This window comes from Marilutibacter chinensis (assembly GCF_021725675.1).
In the GTDB taxonomy this organism is placed as follows: domain Bacteria; phylum Pseudomonadota; class Gammaproteobacteria; order Xanthomonadales; family Xanthomonadaceae; genus Marilutibacter; species Marilutibacter chinensis.
Map to the genome: position 1 here is coordinate 183,817 of NZ_JAKJPO010000005.1, position 17,510 is coordinate 201,326.

Annotated in this window: 20 protein-coding genes and 2 tRNA genes; 14 read left to right on the forward strand and 8 right to left on the reverse strand. The window is 68.7% G+C overall.

Annotated features, from left to right (window positions below; all coding sequences use genetic code 11):
• Window positions 1-21: 21 nt before the first annotated feature.
• Window positions 22-684, forward strand: coding sequence for a DsbA family oxidoreductase (locus L3V18_RS10785; RefSeq protein WP_237054720.1), 663 nt, complete (start codon window positions 22-24; stop codon window positions 682-684).
• Between the two features lie 42 nt (window positions 685-726).
• On the opposite strand, the gene L3V18_RS10790 is transcribed toward L3V18_RS10785, so the two are convergent.
• The 6 genes from L3V18_RS10790 to L3V18_RS19260 form a co-directional block, all read right to left on the reverse strand.
• Window positions 727-1,026 carry a DUF3247 family protein gene (locus L3V18_RS10790; RefSeq protein ID WP_237054722.1) on the reverse strand — a complete coding sequence of 100 codons (300 nt, stop codon included), beginning with the start codon at window positions 1,024-1,026 and terminating at the stop codon, window positions 727-729.
• A gap of 257 nt (window positions 1,027-1,283) precedes the next feature.
• Window positions 1,284-2,525: an RtcB family protein gene (locus L3V18_RS10795; protein ID WP_237054724.1), complete on the reverse strand. Its 1,242-nt coding sequence runs from the start codon at window positions 2,523-2,525 to the stop codon at window positions 1,284-1,286.
• Between the two features lie 55 nt (window positions 2,526-2,580).
• Window positions 2,581-3,717, reverse strand: a complete 1,137-nt coding sequence (locus L3V18_RS10800) for a slipin family protein (protein WP_237054726.1) — start codon at window positions 3,715-3,717, stop codon at window positions 2,581-2,583.
• Window positions 3,718-4,338: 621 nt separating this feature from the next.
• Window positions 4,339-4,406 (reverse strand) — tRNA-Lys (locus L3V18_RS10805).
• A gap of 1 nt (window position 4,407) precedes the next feature.
• A tRNA-OTHER gene (locus L3V18_RS10810) sits at window positions 4,408-4,479 on the reverse strand.
• Window positions 4,480-4,874: 395 nt separating this feature from the next.
• Window positions 4,875-5,006, reverse strand: a complete 132-nt coding sequence (locus tag L3V18_RS19260; RefSeq protein ID WP_255783929.1) for a hypothetical protein — start codon at window positions 5,004-5,006, stop codon at window positions 4,875-4,877.
• A gap of 246 nt (window positions 5,007-5,252) precedes the next feature.
• On the opposite strand from L3V18_RS19260, the gene L3V18_RS10815 reads away from it, so the two are divergent.
• The 8 genes from L3V18_RS10815 (at window position 5,253) to L3V18_RS10850 (ending at window position 10,125) form a co-directional block, all read left to right on the forward strand.
• On the forward strand, window positions 5,253-5,786 hold the full coding sequence (locus L3V18_RS10815; protein WP_237054728.1) for an RNA polymerase sigma factor: 534 nt from the start codon (window positions 5,253-5,255) through the stop codon (window positions 5,784-5,786).
• 93 nt (window positions 5,787-5,879) lie between these two features.
• Window positions 5,880-6,107 (forward strand): hypothetical protein, encoded by a 228-nt coding sequence (locus L3V18_RS10820; RefSeq protein WP_237054730.1) that lies wholly within the window; start codon window positions 5,880-5,882, stop codon window positions 6,105-6,107.
• A gap of 131 nt (window positions 6,108-6,238) precedes the next feature.
• Window positions 6,239-6,478, forward strand: a complete 240-nt coding sequence (locus L3V18_RS10825; protein ID WP_237054732.1) for a RebB family R body protein — start codon at window positions 6,239-6,241, stop codon at window positions 6,476-6,478.
• 79 nt (window positions 6,479-6,557) lie between these two features.
• A complete protein-coding gene (locus L3V18_RS10830) occupies window positions 6,558-7,280 on the forward strand; it encodes a hypothetical protein (protein WP_237054734.1) in 723 nt (240 codons plus the stop codon).
• Window positions 7,267-7,995, forward strand: coding sequence for a hypothetical protein (locus L3V18_RS10835; protein WP_237054735.1), 729 nt, complete (start codon window positions 7,267-7,269; stop codon window positions 7,993-7,995). The genes L3V18_RS10830 and L3V18_RS10835 overlap by 14 nt, the downstream gene beginning before the upstream one ends.
• 128 nt (window positions 7,996-8,123) lie before the next feature.
• On the forward strand, window positions 8,124-8,444 hold the full coding sequence (locus L3V18_RS10840; protein WP_237054737.1) for a RebB family R body protein: 321 nt from the start codon (window positions 8,124-8,126) through the stop codon (window positions 8,442-8,444).
• A gap of 179 nt (window positions 8,445-8,623) precedes the next feature.
• Window positions 8,624-8,965 (forward strand): RebB family R body protein, encoded by a 342-nt coding sequence (locus L3V18_RS10845; protein WP_237054739.1) that lies wholly within the window; start codon window positions 8,624-8,626, stop codon window positions 8,963-8,965.
• A 497-nt stretch (window positions 8,966-9,462) separates the two neighbouring features.
• Complete coding sequence (locus L3V18_RS10850) at window positions 9,463-10,125, forward strand: Crp/Fnr family transcriptional regulator (protein ID WP_237054741.1); 663 nt, start codon at window positions 9,463-9,465, stop codon at window positions 10,123-10,125.
• A gap of 20 nt (window positions 10,126-10,145) precedes the next feature.
• On the opposite strand, the gene L3V18_RS10855 is transcribed toward L3V18_RS10850, so the two are convergent.
• Entirely contained in the window at window positions 10,146-10,874 is a 729-nt protein-coding gene (locus L3V18_RS10855; RefSeq protein ID WP_237054742.1) for an arylesterase, read from the reverse strand.
• Between the two features lie 60 nt (window positions 10,875-10,934).
• On the opposite strand from L3V18_RS10855, the gene L3V18_RS10860 reads away from it, so the two are divergent.
• From L3V18_RS10860 to L3V18_RS10880, 5 genes are all read left to right on the forward strand, one after another.
• Window positions 10,935-11,654: an ABC transporter ATP-binding protein gene (locus L3V18_RS10860; RefSeq protein WP_237054744.1), complete on the forward strand. Its 720-nt coding sequence runs from the start codon at window positions 10,935-10,937 to the stop codon at window positions 11,652-11,654.
• Window positions 11,651-14,158: an ABC transporter permease gene (locus L3V18_RS10865; RefSeq protein WP_237054746.1), complete on the forward strand. Its 2,508-nt coding sequence runs from the start codon at window positions 11,651-11,653 to the stop codon at window positions 14,156-14,158. Before L3V18_RS10860 ends, L3V18_RS10865 begins: the two co-directional genes overlap by 4 nt.
• A 41-nt stretch (window positions 14,159-14,199) precedes the next feature.
• Window positions 14,200-15,264 (forward strand): class I SAM-dependent methyltransferase, encoded by a 1,065-nt coding sequence (locus L3V18_RS10870; protein WP_237054748.1) that lies wholly within the window; start codon window positions 14,200-14,202, stop codon window positions 15,262-15,264.
• 120 nt (window positions 15,265-15,384) lie between these two features.
• Window positions 15,385-16,092, forward strand: coding sequence for a pseudouridine synthase (locus L3V18_RS10875; RefSeq protein WP_237054750.1), 708 nt, complete (start codon window positions 15,385-15,387; stop codon window positions 16,090-16,092).
• Window positions 16,092-16,802 (forward strand): HAD family hydrolase, encoded by a 711-nt coding sequence (locus L3V18_RS10880; RefSeq protein WP_237054752.1) that lies wholly within the window; start codon window positions 16,092-16,094, stop codon window positions 16,800-16,802. Before L3V18_RS10875 ends, L3V18_RS10880 begins: the two co-directional genes overlap by 1 nt.
• Window positions 16,803-16,863: 61 nt before the next feature.
• Here the strand turns inward: L3V18_RS10880 and L3V18_RS10885 are convergent, their stop codons facing one another.
• The gene (locus L3V18_RS10885) at window positions 16,864-17,403 is read right to left on the reverse strand and encodes a DUF1415 domain-containing protein (RefSeq protein WP_237054754.1); all 540 of its coding nucleotides are present in this window, start codon (window positions 17,401-17,403) and stop codon (window positions 16,864-16,866) included.
• Window positions 17,404-17,510 lie beyond the last annotated feature (107 nt).

Genomic DNA, 17,510 nt, shown 5'->3' on the forward strand with positions numbered 1-17,510 from the left:
TTCCTGCCGTGAATCCCTGCCATGTCCGACCCCGCCTCCGTCCGCATCGATTTCGTCTCCGACGTCACCTGCCCGTGGTGCGCGATCGGCCTGAACGCGCTGGAGCGGGCGATCGAGCGGGTCGGTGACGAGGTCGCGGTCGAACTGCGTTTCCAGCCGTTCGAACTCAATCCGCAGATGCCGCCGGAGGGGGAGGACGCGGATGAGCACCTGACGGCCAAGTACGGGCTGTCGCCGGAACAACTGGCACGCAACCGCGAGCTGCTGCGCGAGCGCGGCGATGCGGTCGGCTTCGCGTTCGGCGAGCGTACCCGCGTCCACAACACCTTCGACGCGCACCGGCTGCTGCATTGGGCCGGAGAACGCTCGGCGGACAACCAGCGCGCGTTGAAGCATGCGCTGCTGCGCGCGTATCACGGCGAGGGTCGCGACATTTCCTCGCACGAAGTGCTGGCCGGGCTCGCCGCCAGTGTGGGCCTGGACGCCGACGCCGCGCGCGAACTGCTGAGTTCCGGCGCATGCGCAGACGCGGTGCGCCGGCAGCAGCAGCTCTACGCCCAGCGCGGCATCCGCGCGGTGCCGTCGGTGATCTTCGATGACCAGCACCTGATCCAGGGCGGCCAGCCGGTCGAGGTGTTCGAGCAGGCACTACGACGGCTGGCGAAACTCGCGCGGACCGCCTGAGCCCCGGCTTCCGCTTCGTCCCGGGCCGGCGGCGGGCGCTGTCTAGGACTCGGTGGTACGCACGACCTTGACGATCCGGTCGATCCAGACATCCCGCGGCACCGCCGTGCCCGCAGGATCGAAGGCGATGTCCTCGATCCGGACCAGCGCGTTCAGGCCCTCGTTGCCATGCGGGTCCTCGAACACCTGAACCGTCGGCCGCGCGGCGACCGTGCCGCTGATCACACCACCGTCGTCGAGGGTCAGTTCGACATGCGCGTCGTTCGGCAGCAGGGCGATCAGCGCTTCCAGCCGCGCGATCTCGGCCTGGTCGGTATGAATGCGTTCGGCGATCCTGCCCATCGGGAACTCCTGCCGGGTGGAAGTGCGATTGCATCGGAACGCTAGCGCGTCCGCCGCCACGGGACGGTGAAAGCCTGGCGCCGGGCGGCCGCGGTTGCGAGTCCACCCGGCGTTGCGCGCGAGGGGCGGATCCGCGAAGCGGACGGTGGCATGCGCCACAACGCCGTGGCCGCCGCTCCGCACCGCCGCGCCGGCATTCGGGAAGAACAAAAAAGGCCGCTCCCGGAGGAGCGGCCTGCTCGTGTCGCCGACGCGGATCAACCCTTGATGCAGACGACCTGGCGAAGCGTATGCAGGACTTCGACCAGGTCGGTCTGCGCGGCCATCACCGCATCGATCGACTTGTACGCCGCCGGCGACTCGTCGATCACGCCGGCGTCCTTGCGGCACTCGACGTGGGCGGTGGCCTCGCGGTGCTGCTTGAGGGTGATGCTGTTCCTTGCCGCGGTACGGCTCATCACGCGGCCGGCGCCGTGGCTGCAGCTGTGGAAGCTGTCCGCGTTGCCCTTGCCGCGCACGATGTAGCTGCGCGTGCCCATGCTGCCGGGGATGATGCCCAGCTCGCCCTCGCGGGCACTGACCGCGCCCTTGCGGGTCACCAGCAGCGACTCGCCCCCGTGCTGCTCGCGCTGCACGTAGTTGTGGTGGCAGTTCACCGCCAGCTTCTCGAGCTGGAACTTCGGCAGGCGATGTCGCATCTCGCCCAGCACCCGCGCCATCATCGCCTCGCGGTTGGCCCGGGCATAGTCCTGCGCCCAGGACACCGCTTCGACATAGTCGTCGAACAGGGGCTCGCCCTCCAGGAAGAACGCGAGGTCCTTGTCGGGCAGGTGGAACCCGAGCACGCGCTTCTCCAGCTGGCGCCTGGCCTGCTCGATGAAGTACGTGCCGACGAGATTGCCGGTCCCACGCGAGCCGGAGTGCAGCATCACCCATACCGTGTCGGCCTCGTCGAGGCAGATCTCGATGAAGTGGTTGCCGCCACCGAGCGTCCCGGCCTGTACGTCGAGGCGGTCCGGACGGATCTTCGGGTGCTTGTCGCGGATCAGCGCCAGCCGCTCGACCAGGCCGGACTGCGCCAGCCGGGTGGAGACGCTGTCCGGAACGCGCCGGTGGTTGCCGCCGGGGCCGTTGCCGACCGGCACGCCGCGCTCGATCGAGTTGCGCAGCAGCGACAGGTCGTCGGGCAGGTCGTTGGCGGTCAGCGTCGTCCGCACCGCGGCCATGCCGCAGCCGATGTCGACGCCGACCGCGGCCGGGATGATCGCGCCCCGGGTGGGCACGACCGAACCGACCGTCGCGCCCTTGCCCAGATGCACGTCGGGCATGACCGCGACCCAGGGGCCGACGAACGGCAGCGCCGCGATGTTCTGCAGCTGGCGATGGGCCTGCTCTTCCAGCGGCACGCCGCGCACCCAGCCCTTGATCGGGGTGGTCGTGCCCTCCGCATGCAGCAGCTCGAAGCTGTCGTGTCGCGTGTTGTTGTTCAATGCATTCATGGCGAATTCCCTTTTCGAAAGACTCCGCATGGCGCATCCGTTCGCCATGCGAAGGTTACTGCCGGATCGGCGGCTTCAGGCTGACCAGTTCCTTCATCACGCCTTCCAGGCCGCCGAACACGGTCATCGAACCGATCTTCTCGGTGACCTTCTCCAGCGCCTCCAGTTCCTTGAGGCGCATCAGCACCGGGTTCTCCTCGATCAGCTTCGCGGTGTTGAGCAGGGAACGGGTTGCGTTCGCCTCCTCGCGACGGCGGATCACGTTGGCCTGGGCCGACTTCTCCGCCTGCACGACGCCGTTGAGGATGTCCTTCATCTCGCCCGGCAGGATCACGTCCTTGACGCCGACGCCGAGCACATCGATGCCCAGCTCGCCGACCCGGCCGCGCACGTAGGCGAAGATGTCGGCGTCGAGTGAAGCCTTGTCGCCGAGCAGTTCGTCCAGCGTCTTCGCGGCAACCGCCTTGCGCAGGCCGTACTGCAGCTCGCGGTAGACGTAGTCGCCGAACTTGGCGACGCGGGTCACGGCCGCAACCGGGTCGGTGACGCGGGTGCTGGCGGCGAGGTTCACGCGCAGGCTGACCTTGTCACGGGTCAACAGCTCCTGGCCCGAGACCTCCATCGACTGCACGCGCAGATCGAGGGTCTGCGCCACCACGTTCTTGCGGAAGTTCCAGAACGCGTAGCTGCCGGCCTCGAGCACGCGCGCGAGCTTGCCGTCGATGAAGACCAGGCCGGCGAACTCCGCCGGCACCTCGACCGCCACCGCGACCTTGGACAACAGGCCCAGCTGGCGCAGACGCATCAGCACGTCGGCACGCAGCTCGAGGCCGTCGGCGAGCGACACGCGTTCCACCGCCACCTCGACCAGACCACGCCAGTACAGCCGACGCATGCCAGGTGCGAGCACGTCCTCCAGCTTGCCGTTGCGCATGACCAGACCGACTTCATCGGCCGCGAGGTCGACGCGCACGAACACCTCGTCCAGGCGCTCGCCCAGGCGTGCGATCAGGGCGTCCACATCGTGCCCGGCGTACTCCGGCATGGCGATGTTGAACGTCTTCACTTCGATCTTCCCGAACGGGTCGAACCAGCGGTACACACCCGCGGCCAGCACCTGCTCGAACTGACGGTTGCGGTACACCAGGCCGCGCTCGCCGTCACCGATCACGACCCTCTTGGTCCAGAACATCGGAATTTCTCCTTGTGGGCTCTGGTGTTCCGGTCCGCTTGGATGCGCGGGGGACCGGTTGCCGCATGCTGTTTGTGAAATTCCGCACGTGCGAGAACAAGAAAAATGGTTCTTCCCCCCGATTGCGGATGTATCTGCGAGGAAGCCGCCGACCCTGCCTTTGCGGGACACGCGTGAATCCATCCATGGAGCTCTTCCGCGACATTCATGTCGCGGACGATCCCGCAAAGGCAGGGTCACCGGCTTCTGGATGCGTTGCCGGCGTCCAGGGGAAAAGCACCGAAGCTACGACTCCACTCCGCCGGTCGGCGGCTCCTTCCGGAATCGTTGCCCCCGAAAGTGAGAGAAGAGCAAAAAATGATGGAAACACCCCTGACGTTGAAGCCGCGGAGTCGGCGCGCTGCCGGCAGCGGGCGACGAAGCTCGCTGCATCACGGCGATACGGCTGCCGCGATGCCGATGCGTCGCCGCCGGCCGCGTCGAGGGCGCGGGCCCGGCGATCCCACCGCTGCGGTGTTCCGTTGCGCGCGACACCGATGGCGCCGCGCCTGGCGAAACCCCGCACGGGGTGTTTCCTGACAGGGACTTGCGTCCCGGTGATAACGACGTGACAGGTCGTTGTTGGAGCGGGAATCGAACCCGCAACACTCGGATTAAACGTCCGATGCTCTAACCAATTGAGCTATCCAGTGGCGAAACGAACGGGAATCGAACCCGCGACCTGCGGCTTGCACCGCTGCTCTCCCTCTGAGCTATCGCTTCCGTCGTGGAACGTCTTCGCATGACCTCGGGCATACGCCACGGCATCGCCGCGCGCACCGGACGGGACATCGAGCCCGTACCGCAGGAGGCCATCGAACGGCGCTCCGCATTGGCGCCTCGTCGAAGGCGCCAATCCGTTATGCGATCGCATCGTGTCGCCGCCCGGGCCGAAGCATCCAGACCCAGCGCCACGCGCTTCACGGCATTCCCTGCCTCGCACCGGCCTGCATTGACGGCGGATACGGATGCTTCGGGAAGACGCGATGCAATCGCGATGATCGTTTGAGAGGTGAAAGCTCCCTTGCGAACGCTGAAAACAAAACACCCCCGGGCTGGAGACCCGAGGGCGTTCGCGTTCCTCGGGAGGTCGGGGTGACCGACCTCCCGTTGGGAGATCAGTCCTGCAAGGCCGGCAGTTCGCGCCGCGCTTCGATCGTGCGATCGAAACCGCCCTGCACGCAGCGGCCGCTGCCGAGGCCGGAGGGCCGCAGCGCGAAACCGTTGTCGATGTGCTTGGCGGAATTCATGGAAACGAAGCCTTGCAGGAGTGTTCGGGAAGGTGTCGGACGCATCGGTCCGACGGGAAGGCGGCGAACGATACGCTGCCATCGTGCCGCATGCAAGCGCCGCTCGTCGGGCGTGGGCGGTACGGATCGGGTGCAACGAGGTGTCACCCAGGTGACAGCGTTCCTCGCCGGGCCTGCACAGACTCGCGATCACCGACATGACATGGAGTGTTGTCGATGCAGGATCGCGTACGTCGAAACAATGCCATGCGTTCCGAGGACCGCATGTTCATCGAGGCATGGAACCGCACACGTCCGGAGTTGTTGAGGCGGGCCAGGCGCCTGGCCGACGGCCATGCGGACCGCGCGGACGACCTGATGTCCGCCACCGCGATCAAGGCGCTGATGTTCATGCGGCGCTCGCCCGATGCTATGACGGACCCGGATGGCTTTCTGTTCGTGGTGCTGAGGCACGTGTTCCTGGACAGCATCCGCCAGCAACGGCGCGAGCGCGCGGTGATCGACGATGGGGTCGATGTGCAGGATGAGCAGACGCACGCGTCCGGATCGATCGCGCTCTCGCAGATGCAGCGGCTGGAGCTGGAGGAACAGCTCGAGGGCGTCGTTCGTGCGGTCCGTCAGCTGACCCGGGAGCAGCGGCAGCTGTTCGGTCTCAGGTTCGTCCAGGAGCTGTCGTATCCGGTGATCGCGGAACGGCTGAAGGTCAGCGAGGCGCTGGTGCGCAAGCGGGTCCAGCTGCTGCGCTCGCGGTTGCGGAGCCGCAGACAGGATGCTTCCTGAGCGTCCGGACTTCACAGCGCCGACCGGCGTACGTTCATGCACAGGGGGCATCGCACGGCGGCCCCTGTCCCGTTCAATGCAAAGGAGACCGACATGGCGCTGTACATGACCCAGACCATGAGCGAGGGGGTGCATCCGAGCGTCCTCTATTACCGGAAGCAGACCCAGCCGCACGTCAGCCACGAGGAGTCGGGCAGGTTCACCCAGGATGCGGTGAACGACTACGCGCGGACCTACGACGTGCCTGCGGACCAGGTAGAGAAAGGCAAGTACATGAGTTCGCAGGGCAAGCCGAAGTCGAACAAGGCCGTCGAGATATGAGTCCGCGCCTGACCGCGTTCACAGGCGCGTCCAGCGGGCGTTCCCGTTAGGGCAGGGCCACCGCGCGACCGTTAGGCGTTCGCGCGGTGGCTACCCGATTCCGACCACAACCCCGCCTCAAGGATTGCGCCATGGCCGAACCCGTCCCTCCCGTCAACCCACAGATCACCGACGCCGTCACCCAGACCAACGTGAAGGTCGTGGCCGAGGCTCCGGCGCAGGCGATCGCGATGCTCTACCAGGTGTCGAGCCACTCGACCGGACTGTCGCTGCAGAACGCGGTGCACAGCCAACAGGCACTCAATCAGATATCGAATGCGGTGGTATCGAAGGCCGCCACGCTGATCATGGCGATCGGGGAAAAATCGTGATCGCGCACAGGATCCGGACCCACGGCATCGGCATGCATGACGTCGATGCATCGGCCGCCAGCAGGGGGAGGTGACCACGATGGCATTCTGGTTCAAGCGCAGGAAGAAGCCCACGGCGGCTCCTGTCCCGGGGTCCGCCGCGGCGGCGGACCCGGCGACGACGGACGGAAGCGCGACCGCGAGTGCGAGTGCGAACGTCAGCGACGATGCAACCGCGGGCGCGAATTCGAACGCCAGCGATGGTGCAGCCACGGGCGGGAGCGGAGCCCCTTCCTCCCCAGCCGGTGGCGGAGGGGGCGACGCCCCCCCGGCACCGCCCCCGCCACGCTCGAGCTTCGGGCGCATGACCGACCGGCTGATGACCCAGTCGACCGCGGCGCCGCCGGACGTGCCGGCACTGAATCCGCAGATCGTCCAGGCGGTGCAGATGAGCAATGCCGAGACGACCGCCTACGCGCCATCCCAGATCGCGATCGGACCCAACATGATGATCAGCCAGGCAGCCGGGTTGGTCGCGCAGTCGGCCGCGAGCTATTTCGACGGCGTCAGCAAACTGGCACTGGCCAGCCAGGGTGTGCTGCTCAAGGACATGACCGAAAGCCTGGTCAGCCAACAGCTGGAGAAAGCGGCCGAGGACGCGATAGGCGTGCTCGCGACCGACGTGATGATGGGGGCGGCGGCCGCGGTGGCGGCGGCTGCGGGCGCAATGGAGGCGGAAGCGGCGAGCTTCGCGATCGACCGGATCGATCAGAGCATCGCCAAGTACGCCGATCTGCTGGCGAACCGTCGTGACAAGTCCTGAGCCAGGCGGCGCGCCGGAGAGGACCGATGCGGGGCGTCCGCCGCCGCCGGTACCGCCCGTCGAGGCCCCGTCGCCGCCCGCACCCACCGCGCCCACCGTCGATGTCCCGCTGCGCAACGCGGTGCTGGAGTTCTCCGAGCGCTATCTCAAGCGCACGTTGACCGAGGCCGAGCGGGATACCCTCGAGCGGCTGGTGGCGGACGGCATGCGGCTGTCGCCGTCCCCGCCCGCCACGCCGGATCCGATGAAGCTGGTCGCCGACGCGGTCAGGGCCGGGCAGCGTTCGATCGACCAGACCCTTTCGCAGGCCAGGGAGGACGCCACGCGCCAGCTCGAGCGCGCCGCCGCCGGCGCCGACAGCGAGACCCACGATCTGCTGCGGCTTCTGGAGAAGGCCGAGGATCTGGGTTCGTTGCGGCCTTCGCGCCTGCATCCGGGACAGTCGTCCACCAGCCACGTGCTGATGACGCAGATCGCCGATCGCCTGGCCAACCTGGTCAAGAAGGAAGTCGAGTCGCTGTTCCAGACCCGGTTCGGCCTGCTCGCGCAGCAGCTCGAGCAGGCGCTCGCCGCGCTGTCGGCGTCGTCGGACGCGTCCGCAAAGGAGCCCTCGTCCCCGCGGGCGCATGCTGCGGAAGCCGCGCCTGCACAGCCGCCGTCGACGAAGTCCGCCGCGGCCTCGGCCAAGCGTGGCCAGGGCCGCGCTGGCGCATGAGCGGACCTGCAGTGCCTTTCGCGATCCATCGGGCCATTCCGCGAGAACGTGCTTCACAAACGCGTGGTTGCGACGTTTTCTGAAACGTACGGCAACGGCCGTGCATAACCCCAAGAGGAGTTGAAGCAATGGCATTCCCAACTTCGGTCAACGACCAGATCACCGATGCTGTCACCCAGTCGAACGTCAAGGTTGTCGGCGAGGCTCCGGCCATCGCGATGAGTTCGATCTACCAGACCATGGCGCACTCGACCGGCATCCTGTTCGAGAACGCCGTGTCGGCCCAGCAGCAGCAGAACACGCTGTCGCAGGCCGCCGCCAACCAGGGCGTGATGCAGATCTACACCCTCGACACCACCGCCGCGGCCGGCGCCACCGAGAAGGTCGCCCAGACCGGCGTGGCGGACAACCTGACCAGTCTGCTGACCGTGCTCAACGCGTTCCGCTGACCGGTCGGTCCCACCGACCAGCTTGATAGGCGGGTCCGACCGGCAGATCCGATGCACCAGTCCGGCCGGACCGGCCAGCCGATCCGGCCGAACGGTCCGAGCGGAACGCAAGTGGCCTGGCTGCCCGCGTTTGAGCGTCATTCCCATGGCCGTACCGGCCATTCACATGGAGAAGTCAAATGGCATATCCCACCTCCGTCAACAACCAGATCACCGATGCGGTGACCCAGTCGAACGTCAAGATCGTCGGCGAAGCACCGGCGATGGCGATCGCGTCGATGTACCAGACGATGGCGCACTCGACCGGCATCCTGTTCGAGAACTCGGTATCGGCGCAGCAGCAGCAGAACTCGCTGTCCCAGGCCGCCACCAACCAGGGCGTGATGCAGATCTACAGCGTCGACACCACCGCCGCGGCGGGCGCTTCCGAGAAGGTCGCCCAGACCGGCGTCGCGGACAACCTGACCAGCCTGCTGACCGTGCTGAAGTCGTTCAGCCCGCAGCAGTCCAAGGGCCTGTAGTCCAGGAAGCCGCGATCGAAAGCGCTGCAGTCCAGCGGCCGATCATGGCCGGGACCCGAACTGCGCGATGCTGGGATGAACCGGTGTCGCGCAGTCCTTTGCAGGGAGATGGCGACGCCGGGCGGTCCGCCGCTACGGTGGACTCCACTCCGACAGTCACCGTGTGCCGGAGCGCCATCGGGTGACTGCGATGGGCCCGCGCCCGCGGGCCGCGACAGGGGCATCGAGGAGCATTGGGGAAGCAGAAATGGACGCGACGACAGAGGTATCGGCTCGACCGTCGACGGTCGCGGGAGCGCAGGGTGATGCGGTCCGGATCGCTGCCGGATCAGGCGGAGGGCGCCCGTTCGCGCGGTCGCCCGCGGTGTCGGCAGGCGGACGCCTCCATGGGTAGTGGCCGCGGCCGCCTCCGGACAGCCAGTGCCGACAACGAAGAAGCGCTGCGCCGGCAACGGATTGCCGCGACTTCCTTTTTCGCAGGCCTCCCCGACCACATCGTGGAACACGTCGCGCGGCATGCGACCGAGCGCCGGCTCGAAGATGGCGATGCGTTGTTCTTCAAGAGCGATCCGGGCGATTTCATCGGCGTGGTGACTGCCGGCCACGTCTACAAGATTCTGTACGGGCCCGAGGGGCAGGAACTGATCGTGGACTGCATCGGGCCCGGCGAAAGCGTCGGCGAGACCGCGCTGCTCGACCATGGCAGGCGCAGTTTCACCACCGTCGCCTACGGGCCGGCGACGGTCCTGGTGCTGGCGCGGCGCCACTTCGGCGTGCTGGTCGCGGAACCGGCGATGATCGAACGTGCCTACGCGGTGCTGTGCACCCGCCTGCGACGGGCGGTCGACAGCCTGGAGACGATGTGCCTGCACCGGCTGGAGTCACGGCTGGCACGCCACCTGCTGAACCGCATGGACGACACGCCCGCGGCATCGCCGGACCGGTTCGTGGTGACGTTGCCGCCGACCCAGAGCATCCTCGCGGCGATGATCAACGCCAGCCGTCCCAAGCTCAACGCGCAACTGCAGCGCTGGCATCGCGCCGGCCTGGTGAGCCGGCGCCGCAACACGCTGAGGATCAACGATATCGATCTGTTCCGCTGCAAGGCGCAGCTGGGTTGCCGCTGCGCGGGAACGGCGGTGGGCGCGGACCGGGCTTGAGGACTGCCCCGGCCCCGGGTTCAGTCCAGCAGCGGCTCCAGCGCCGGCCAGACGTGATCGCGCAGCCGCGGCTGGGCCGCGGCCACCGGGTGCAGGTTGTCGTCCTGGAACGCCCCGCGGTCCAGCGCGATCGGTTCGAGCAGGAACGGCACGAACGCCAGTTCATGTGCGCGGGCCAGCGCGGCGTAGTTGTCGGCGAAGCCCTCGGTGTAGGCGCGGCCGAGGTTCGGCGGCATCCGCATGCCGATCAGCAGCACCCGTGCGCCGGCCCCCTTCGCTGCATCGATCATGCGCTCGAGATTCGCGCGGCTCTGAGCCAGCGGCAGCCCGCGCAGGCCGTCGTTGGCGCCCAGCTCGATCACCACCACCGCCGGGCGGTGGCGCCGCAGCTCGCCTTCGATCCGCGATGCGCCGCCGGCGGTGGTTTCGCCGCCGATGCTGGCGTTGACGATCTTCCAGCCCGGTCGGACTTTCGCGACCCGAGCCGCAGTCAGCGCGACCCAGCCTTCCGCTGCCGCCAGGCCATGCGCGGCCGACAGCGAGTCGCCCATCACCAGCACCGTGCGTGTCGTGGCCGGTGCCGTCGCGGCCTTTGCGCTGCCCTGCGCGGCGGCCGGCAGGGCCAGGCCCAGCAACGACGACAGCACCACCACCCAGCCGATGGCACATTGAACCCGGCGGGGCGATGCCGCATATCGGATCGTGGCCGCGAACGCCCTCCCGAAGCGCGAAGTCGTCTTAAAGAACATTTAATCCATGCTCCCGATGATCGAGGACAGATGATCGTGGACACCAGCATAAGGAAGAACATGGCCGATTCCATCGCCCCCGGGGCTCCCGCCTCATTCGCGCTTCAGGTCTCCGGGCTCGGCAAGCGTGTCGTCCTGCCTTCGGGCGAGCTGACGATCCTCGACGGGGTCGGCTTCGACATCGCCCATGGCGATACCGTCGCGATCGTTGGCGCCTCCGGCTCGGGCAAGAGCACCCTGCTGTCGCTGATGGCCGGGCTCGATGTGCCCAGCAGCGGCCAGGTCAGGCTCGACGCGGCACCGCTGTCGGAGCTTGACGAGGACGGCCGCGCGCGCGTGCGCGGCGAAAAGGTCGGCTTCGTGTTCCAGAATTTCCAGTTGCTGCCCTCGCTCACCGCGCTGGAGAACGTGATGTTGCCGCTGGAGCTGCGCGGCGATCGCGACGTCGATCCGCCCGCGCGTGCGATCCTGGAAAAGGTCGGGCTCGGCGGACGGCTCGGGCACTACCCGCGCCAGTTGTCCGGCGGCGAGCAGCAGCGTGTCGCGCTGGCGCGCGCGTTCGTGACCCGGCCTTCGTTGCTGTTCGCCGACGAGCCGACCGGCAATCTCGACACCCACACCGGGCAGGCGGTGATCGAGCTGCTGTTCGAGCTCAACGCCGATGCCGGTACCACGCTGGTGCTGGTGACCCACGACGACCATCTGGCCCTGCGCTGCCGCCGCCAGTTGCGGCTGGACAGCGGCCGCCTGCTCGCCGACGACATCCGCGTGGCCGCATGAGGACGCTCGCGCTCGCCTGGCGCCAGCTGCGCCGCGACCTGCGTGCCGGAGACGTACGCATCCTGTTCGCGGCGATGGTGCTGGCCGTGCTGGCGGTCACCTCGGTCGGTTTCGTCACCGATCGTGCCGAGCGCGCACTGGCGATCGAGGCCAACCGGCTGCTCGGCGGCGACGCCGTCGTTCGTGCCGACGCGCCGATCGGCGGTGCGATCCGCGACGCGGCCGGACGCGATGGCCTGCGCAGCGCCGAGACGCTGGAGCTGGACAGCATGGTCACCGTCGGCGAGGGCGACGACATGCGCCTGCAGCTCAGCGAACTGCATGCGCTCGGCGACGGTTACCCGCTGCGCGGCGCGTTCACGATCCGCGATGCCGGCGGTGTCGAACGCAGCGTGTCCGCCGGCCCCGCGCCCGGCACCCTGTGGCTGAGCCGCAATGGCGCCGACCGGCTCGACGCGCGTCCTGGCGACGTGCTCGGCGTCGGCGACAGCCGCCTGCGCCTGGATGCGTTGGTGATCCAGGAGCCGGATGCGTCGATCGACTACTTCAACATCGCGCCGAAAGTGTTCATGAACCTCGCCGACCTGCCGGCCACCGGCCTGGTCCAGGAAGGCAGCCGGATCCGTTACCGGCTCGTGGTCGCGGGCGTCCCGGGCGCGGTCGAGGCATTCACCGGCACCGTCCGTCCGGCGCTCGGCCGCGGCCAGCGTCTGCAGACGATCCAGGATGCGCGCCCGGAGGTGCGTTCCTCGCTCGATCGCGCAGGTCGTTTCCTCGGCCTGGCCGCGCTGGTCTCGGTGGTGCTGGCGGCGGTGGCGGTGGCGATGGCCGCGCGCCGCCACAGCGAACGGCATCTGTCCGGCAGCGCGGTGATGCGTTGCCTGGGTGCGCAGCAGCGCACCCTGGTCGCGGTGCACGTCGGCGAGCTGCTGATGCTGGGCCTGGCCGCATGCGCGACCGGCGCTGCGCTCGCATTCGCGCTGCAGGCCGGCGTGGCCCACTGGTTGGCGGCCGCGATGGAGGTCGACATCCCACCGGCGACGTTCTGGCCGGTGCTGCGCGGCTTCGCGGTCGGACTGGTGGTGCTGCTCGCGTTCGGAGCGCCGCCTGTACTGGCGTTGCGGCGGGTGTCGGCACTGCGGGTACTGCGCCGCGACCTCGACCGGGTCGAGCCGGCGGCCTGGCTGGTCGCGCTGTCCGGCCTTGCCGGTCTGGCCGCGCTGCTGTGGTGGCAGGCCGGCTCGGCGACGCTGGCGCTGGCGATGCTGGGCGGCCTGCTCGGTGCGTTCGCGGTGCTGGCGCTGCTGGCCTGGACATTGATCGTGGTCGTGCGACGGCTGCGCGGACGCCTGCGTGGCAGCCTGCGCTACGGCCTGGCCAACGTCAGTCGCCATGCCGGCACCAGCATCGCCCAGGTCGCCGCGCTCGGGCTCGGCCTGATGGCGTTGCTGCTGCTGACATTCGTCCGCACCGACCTGCTCGATCGCTGGCAGCTGGCGCTGGAGGCGGACGCGCCGAACCGGTTCATCATCAACGTGCAGGCGGACCAGCTCGAGGCGGTGCGCGGATTCATCGCGGACCAGGGCGTCGATGCGCCCACCCTGTACCCGATGGTGCGCGCGCGGCTGGTGTCGCACGACGGCGAGCCGGTTACCGGCGAGGACTACGCCGATCGCGGCGGACGCGCCGAACGCATGGCCGAACGCACCTTCAATCTGTCGACGGAAACGGCGTTGCGCGACGACAACAAGGTCACCGCGGGGCGTTTCTGGTCCGGGCCGACGGAGAAACCCGAGCTGTCGGTGGAGGAGGACTTCGCCAACGATCTGGGTTGGGAGGTCGGCGACCGGATCGGCTTCGACGTCGCCGGACAGCCGTTCGAGGCGACGATCACCAGCCTGCGCGGCGTGGACTGGGAGAGCTTCCGTCCGAACTTCTTCGTGGTCGCGTCGCCGGGTGCGCTCGACGGTTATCCGGCCAGCCACATCACCGCGGTCAGCGTGCCGCCGGAGCGGACGCGTTTCACCGCCGAGCTGGTACGCGCGTTCCCGAACCTGTCGGTGATCGACGTCGACGCCGTGCTCGACCAGGTCCGCGGCACCGCCGACCAGGTCTCCACGGTGGTGCGCGTGGTGTTCTATTTCTCGCTGGCCGCCGGTGTCCTGGTGCTGATGGCGGCAGTGACCGCCAGCCAGGACGAGCGCATGCAGGAAGGTGCGGTGATGCGTGCGCTCGGCGGCAGCCGCCGCCAGCTGAGGCTGGCGCAGGCGTCGGAGTTCGCGGCGATCGGGCTGCTGTCCGGCGCGGTCGCGGCGATCGCGGCGTCGGTGCTGTCGGGCGTGATCGCGGTCAGGGTATTCGACCTGCCGTGGCAGGCGGACTGGGGCATGGCCGCGGTCGGTGCGGCGACCGGCATCGCGGCGGCAGTGCTGGCCGGGCTATATGCGACCCGGCGCGTCCTCGACGCACCGCCATCGGTGACCCTGCGCGAACTGGACGGTTGAGCGCTGTGTGGGGATGCGGCGTTTAGAATCGCCGCACCCCCATGCATTTCCAGCCCATGCGCGACGCCACCACGGACAACGCTCTCGCCACCCTGATGCTGCCGTTCGAGTCGGGGCTGTTGTCCTGGCCCGGCGACGGCGCGGTGTTGTTCCTGCGGGCCCGCGACGGCTATCCGCTGCATCGGCGGGCCCTGCCGGGGCTGGTCTGCGAGCAGAGCTATCGGCCGGAGGCTGAGCGCCTGGAGCGTTCCGGGCTGGTGCTGCGCAATCCGGAGGGCGCCGATGCCGGGCGGCTTCCGCTGGTGATGGCGCTGCCGCCGCGCCAGCGCAGCGAGTCGCGTGCCTTGCTGGCGCGCGCGGTCGCGGCCTGCACTCCGGGTGGGCGCGTGCTTGCCTGCGTGCCGAACAACGAGGGTGCGAAGTCGGCGGAGGACGACCTGCGCCGGCTGGCGGGGCCGGGCGGTTCGCTGAGCAAGCACAAGTGCCGTGCGTTCTGGACCGCGCCGCTGGATGGTCCCGCCGACGCCGCGCTGCTCGAGCAGTGGCTCGCTCTGGACGCGGTGCGGCCGGTCGCCGGAGGGCGTCTGCTCAGTCGTCCGGGCGTGTTCGCGTGGGACCGTATCGATGCCGCGTCGGTGTTGCTGATCGAACACCTGCCGGGTGATCTGGCCGGGCGCACCGCCGACCTCGGCGCCGGAATCGGAATCCTGGCGCAGGCGCTGCTGGAGCGCTGCCCCGGCGTCACTGCCATCGAGCTGTACGAGGCCGAGGCGCGCGCGCTGGAGCTGGCGCGCCGCAACCTTGCCGATGCGCGGATACCGGTCGGCTTCCACTGGCACGACGTGACCGGCGGTGTGCCCAGTGGCTTCGACACCATCGTGATGAATCCGCCGTTCCATGCCCAGGGTCGCGGCGATCGTCCCGACATCGGCCGCCGCTTCATCCAGGTCGCCGCCGACGCGTTGCGGCCCGGCGGGCGGCTGTGGATGGTCGCCAACCGCCACCTGCCGTACGAGGAAGCCCTGGGCGCAGCATTCGGAACGCTGCGCGTGCATGCGCAGCGCGACGGCTTCAAGGTGGTCGAGGGAGAAAAGGCGCGTGTCTAGAGGCGACCAAGCAGGCGTTCGTCGTGCCGCTGCACGCCCGGGCACGCATGGCCCGGCAGTGACCGTCCACCGCAGGCGCAAAGCGCCGCCGATGGCCCGCGGACGCCACCGGGATACCGCATGAAGCTGGTCAGGCTGATCGCCAATCTCGGCTACGGCAGCCGCAAGCAGGTCGCGGCGATGTTCCGCGAGGGCCGCATCACCGACTCCGCGGGCGAGGTGCTGTACGCCGACGACAGGGTCGATCACGCGGACGTGCGCGTCGACGGCGCGCCGCTCGATCCGCCGGCCGGTCTGGTGCTGATGCTGCACAAACCGGTCGGCTACACCTGCTCGACCCGCGACCCCGGCAGGATCGTGTCCGATCTGCTGCCGCTGCGCTTCCGCCTGCGTTCGCCCACGCTGTCGACGGTCGGACGACTCGACCGCGATACCACCGGCCTGCTGCTGATGACGGACGACGGCGCATTGCTGCATCGGATCATTTCGCCGAAGTCGAAGCTGGCCAAGGTCTACGAGGTGCGGCTGGCGCGCGACCTGCGCGGCGACGAGGGCGCGGCCTTCGCCAGCGGCACGCTGATGCTGGAATCGGAGACCACGCCGCTGGCGCCCGCGGCGCTGGAAACGCTCGACTCCCGGCACGCGCGGCTGACGCTGACCGAGGGCCGCTATCATCAGGTGCGGCGGATGTTCGCCGCGGTCGGCAACCACGTCGAGGCGCTGCATCGCAGCTGCATCGGTGGCCTCGGACTCGGCGGGCTTGCCGAAGGCCAGTGGCGGCAGCTGGACGTCGGCGATCTGGCACGATTGTTCGGAGACGAGAACTGATGGATACCTGCATCGATGCCGACGCGGCTCCGGTCATCGCGGTTCCCGCGATCGGCTTCCGTCCCGCGGCGGTGCTGTTCGACATGGACGGGCTGATGATCGAAAGCGAGCGCAGCCTGCTCGAATGCTGGCGCCAAGCCGCGGCGGAGCTGCGGCTGGCACTGGACGACGATCTCTGGCTGTCGATGATCGGCCTGTCCGACAAGGTCTGCCGGCAGATGCTGCACGACCGCCTGCAGGCCGACCAGGCCGAGGCGCTGGGCGCTCGCCTGGGCGAACTGTATGGCCAGCGGGTGGAGGCCGGGTTGCCGCTGCGGCCGGGCACGCGGCGCATCCTCGACTGGATCGACGGCGTCGGTCTGCCACGCGCGGTAGTGACCTCGACCCACCGCTGGCGTACCGAACAGAAGCTAGACCGCTGCGGCCTGCAGCGTTACTTCGAAACCGTGGTCACCGGCGACGAGGTGCGCGAATCCAAGCCGGCGCCGGACATCTACCTGCTCGCGGCCGAGCGCCTGCGGGTCGAGCCCGCGCGCTGCGTGGTGCTGGAGGACTCGGTTCCCGGGGTGCGCGCCGCACTCGCTGCCGGGATGACCCCGATCCAGGTTCCGGACCTGGTCGTACCCGACGCCGCGGTGCGCGCACTCGGCCACCGCATCGTCGCCAGCCTCGACGAGGCGCGCGCGCTGATCGAGCCGGCGCTGGGCTGAGAACGACCGACGGATGGCCGCAGGCGAGGCGTGATCCGGATCGTGGCGGTCCTACGGGACGCTAGGGCCTCATCAGCTCGCGCCAGCCGCCGATCCCGAGTGCCTCCAGCGTCGCGATGTTGCGTTCGACGATCACGTCCGGATCCGGGTAGGCGGCGATCGCGCGGTCGATGCTGGCCTCGCGCAGCAGGTGCAGGGTCGGATACGGCGCGCGGTTGGTGAAATTGCCGATCTCGTCCGGCCCGGTGCCTGCGAACCGGTAATCGGGGTGGAAGCTGGCGACCTGGATCTCCCCCTCGAGGTCGAGCCGGGCGAGCAGCGCGTCGGCGTCGTCGAGGAAATCGTTGAACTCGAGGAAATCACCCAGTACCTGTGGGTGCACCAGCAAGGTGGTGTCGACCGTGTCCGGATTGGCCGCATGCAGGAAGCGCAGCTCGTCGGCGAGCTGTTCCAGCAGCGCCTCCGGCGTCCGCGCGGGACTGTGCACGTAGCGGATCTGCCGCTTCGCATGGACGGCCTTGGCGAACGGACACAGGTTAAGGCCGATCACCGCCCGTTCCAGCCAGCGGCGGGTGGCGACGATGGGGTCTTCGGTGTTCATTCCATCATTCATGCCGAAGCAGGGACGCGTCTCCCGGAAGGTACCTGGACGCGACCGGCCATGCTGCAGGCCTTTCCGAAACACGGAAGTTCCGGAAGGGTTTGCAT

What these genes read in the sequence shown, in the direction of transcription:
- L3V18_RS19260 (WP_255783929.1), bottom strand. Translation starts at nt 5,006, where the DNA reads ATGAATTCCGCCAAGCACATCGACAACGGTTTCGCGCTGCGGCCCTCC.
- L3V18_RS10785 (WP_237054720.1), top strand. Translation starts at nt 22, where the DNA reads ATGTCCGACCCCGCCTCCGTCCGCATCGATTTCGTCTCCGACGTCACC.
- L3V18_RS10865 (WP_237054746.1), top strand. Translation starts at nt 11,651, where the DNA reads ATGAGGACGCTCGCGCTCGCCTGGCGCCAGCTGCGCCGCGACCTGCGT.
- L3V18_RS10845 (WP_237054739.1), top strand. Translation starts at nt 8,624, where the DNA reads ATGGCATATCCCACCTCCGTCAACAACCAGATCACCGATGCGGTGACC.
- L3V18_RS10820 (WP_237054730.1), top strand. Translation starts at nt 5,880, where the DNA reads ATGGCGCTGTACATGACCCAGACCATGAGCGAGGGGGTGCATCCGAGC.
- L3V18_RS10860 (WP_237054744.1), top strand. Translation starts at nt 10,935, where the DNA reads ATGGCCGATTCCATCGCCCCCGGGGCTCCCGCCTCATTCGCGCTTCAG.
- L3V18_RS10840 (WP_237054737.1), top strand. Translation starts at nt 8,124, where the DNA reads ATGGCATTCCCAACTTCGGTCAACGACCAGATCACCGATGCTGTCACC.
- L3V18_RS10790 (WP_237054722.1), bottom strand. Translation starts at nt 1,026, where the DNA reads ATGGGCAGGATCGCCGAACGCATTCATACCGACCAGGCCGAGATCGCG.
- L3V18_RS10795 (WP_237054724.1), bottom strand. Translation starts at nt 2,525, where the DNA reads ATGAATGCATTGAACAACAACACGCGACACGACAGCTTCGAGCTGCTG.
- L3V18_RS10800 (WP_237054726.1), bottom strand. Translation starts at nt 3,717, where the DNA reads ATGTTCTGGACCAAGAGGGTCGTGATCGGTGACGGCGAGCGCGGCCTG.
- L3V18_RS10855 (WP_237054742.1), bottom strand. Translation starts at nt 10,874, where the DNA reads ATGTTCTTTAAGACGACTTCGCGCTTCGGGAGGGCGTTCGCGGCCACG.
- L3V18_RS10880 (WP_237054752.1), top strand. Translation starts at nt 16,092, where the DNA reads ATGGATACCTGCATCGATGCCGACGCGGCTCCGGTCATCGCGGTTCCC.
- L3V18_RS10825 (WP_237054732.1), top strand. Translation starts at nt 6,239, where the DNA reads ATGGCCGAACCCGTCCCTCCCGTCAACCCACAGATCACCGACGCCGTC.
- L3V18_RS10885 (WP_237054754.1), bottom strand. Translation starts at nt 17,403, where the DNA reads ATGAACACCGAAGACCCCATCGTCGCCACCCGCCGCTGGCTGGAACGG.
- L3V18_RS10875 (WP_237054750.1), top strand. Translation starts at nt 15,385, where the DNA reads ATGAAGCTGGTCAGGCTGATCGCCAATCTCGGCTACGGCAGCCGCAAG.
- L3V18_RS10830 (WP_237054734.1), top strand. Translation starts at nt 6,558, where the DNA reads ATGGCATTCTGGTTCAAGCGCAGGAAGAAGCCCACGGCGGCTCCTGTC.
- L3V18_RS10870 (WP_237054748.1), top strand. Translation starts at nt 14,200, where the DNA reads ATGCATTTCCAGCCCATGCGCGACGCCACCACGGACAACGCTCTCGCC.
- L3V18_RS10815 (WP_237054728.1), top strand. Translation starts at nt 5,253, where the DNA reads ATGCGTTCCGAGGACCGCATGTTCATCGAGGCATGGAACCGCACACGT.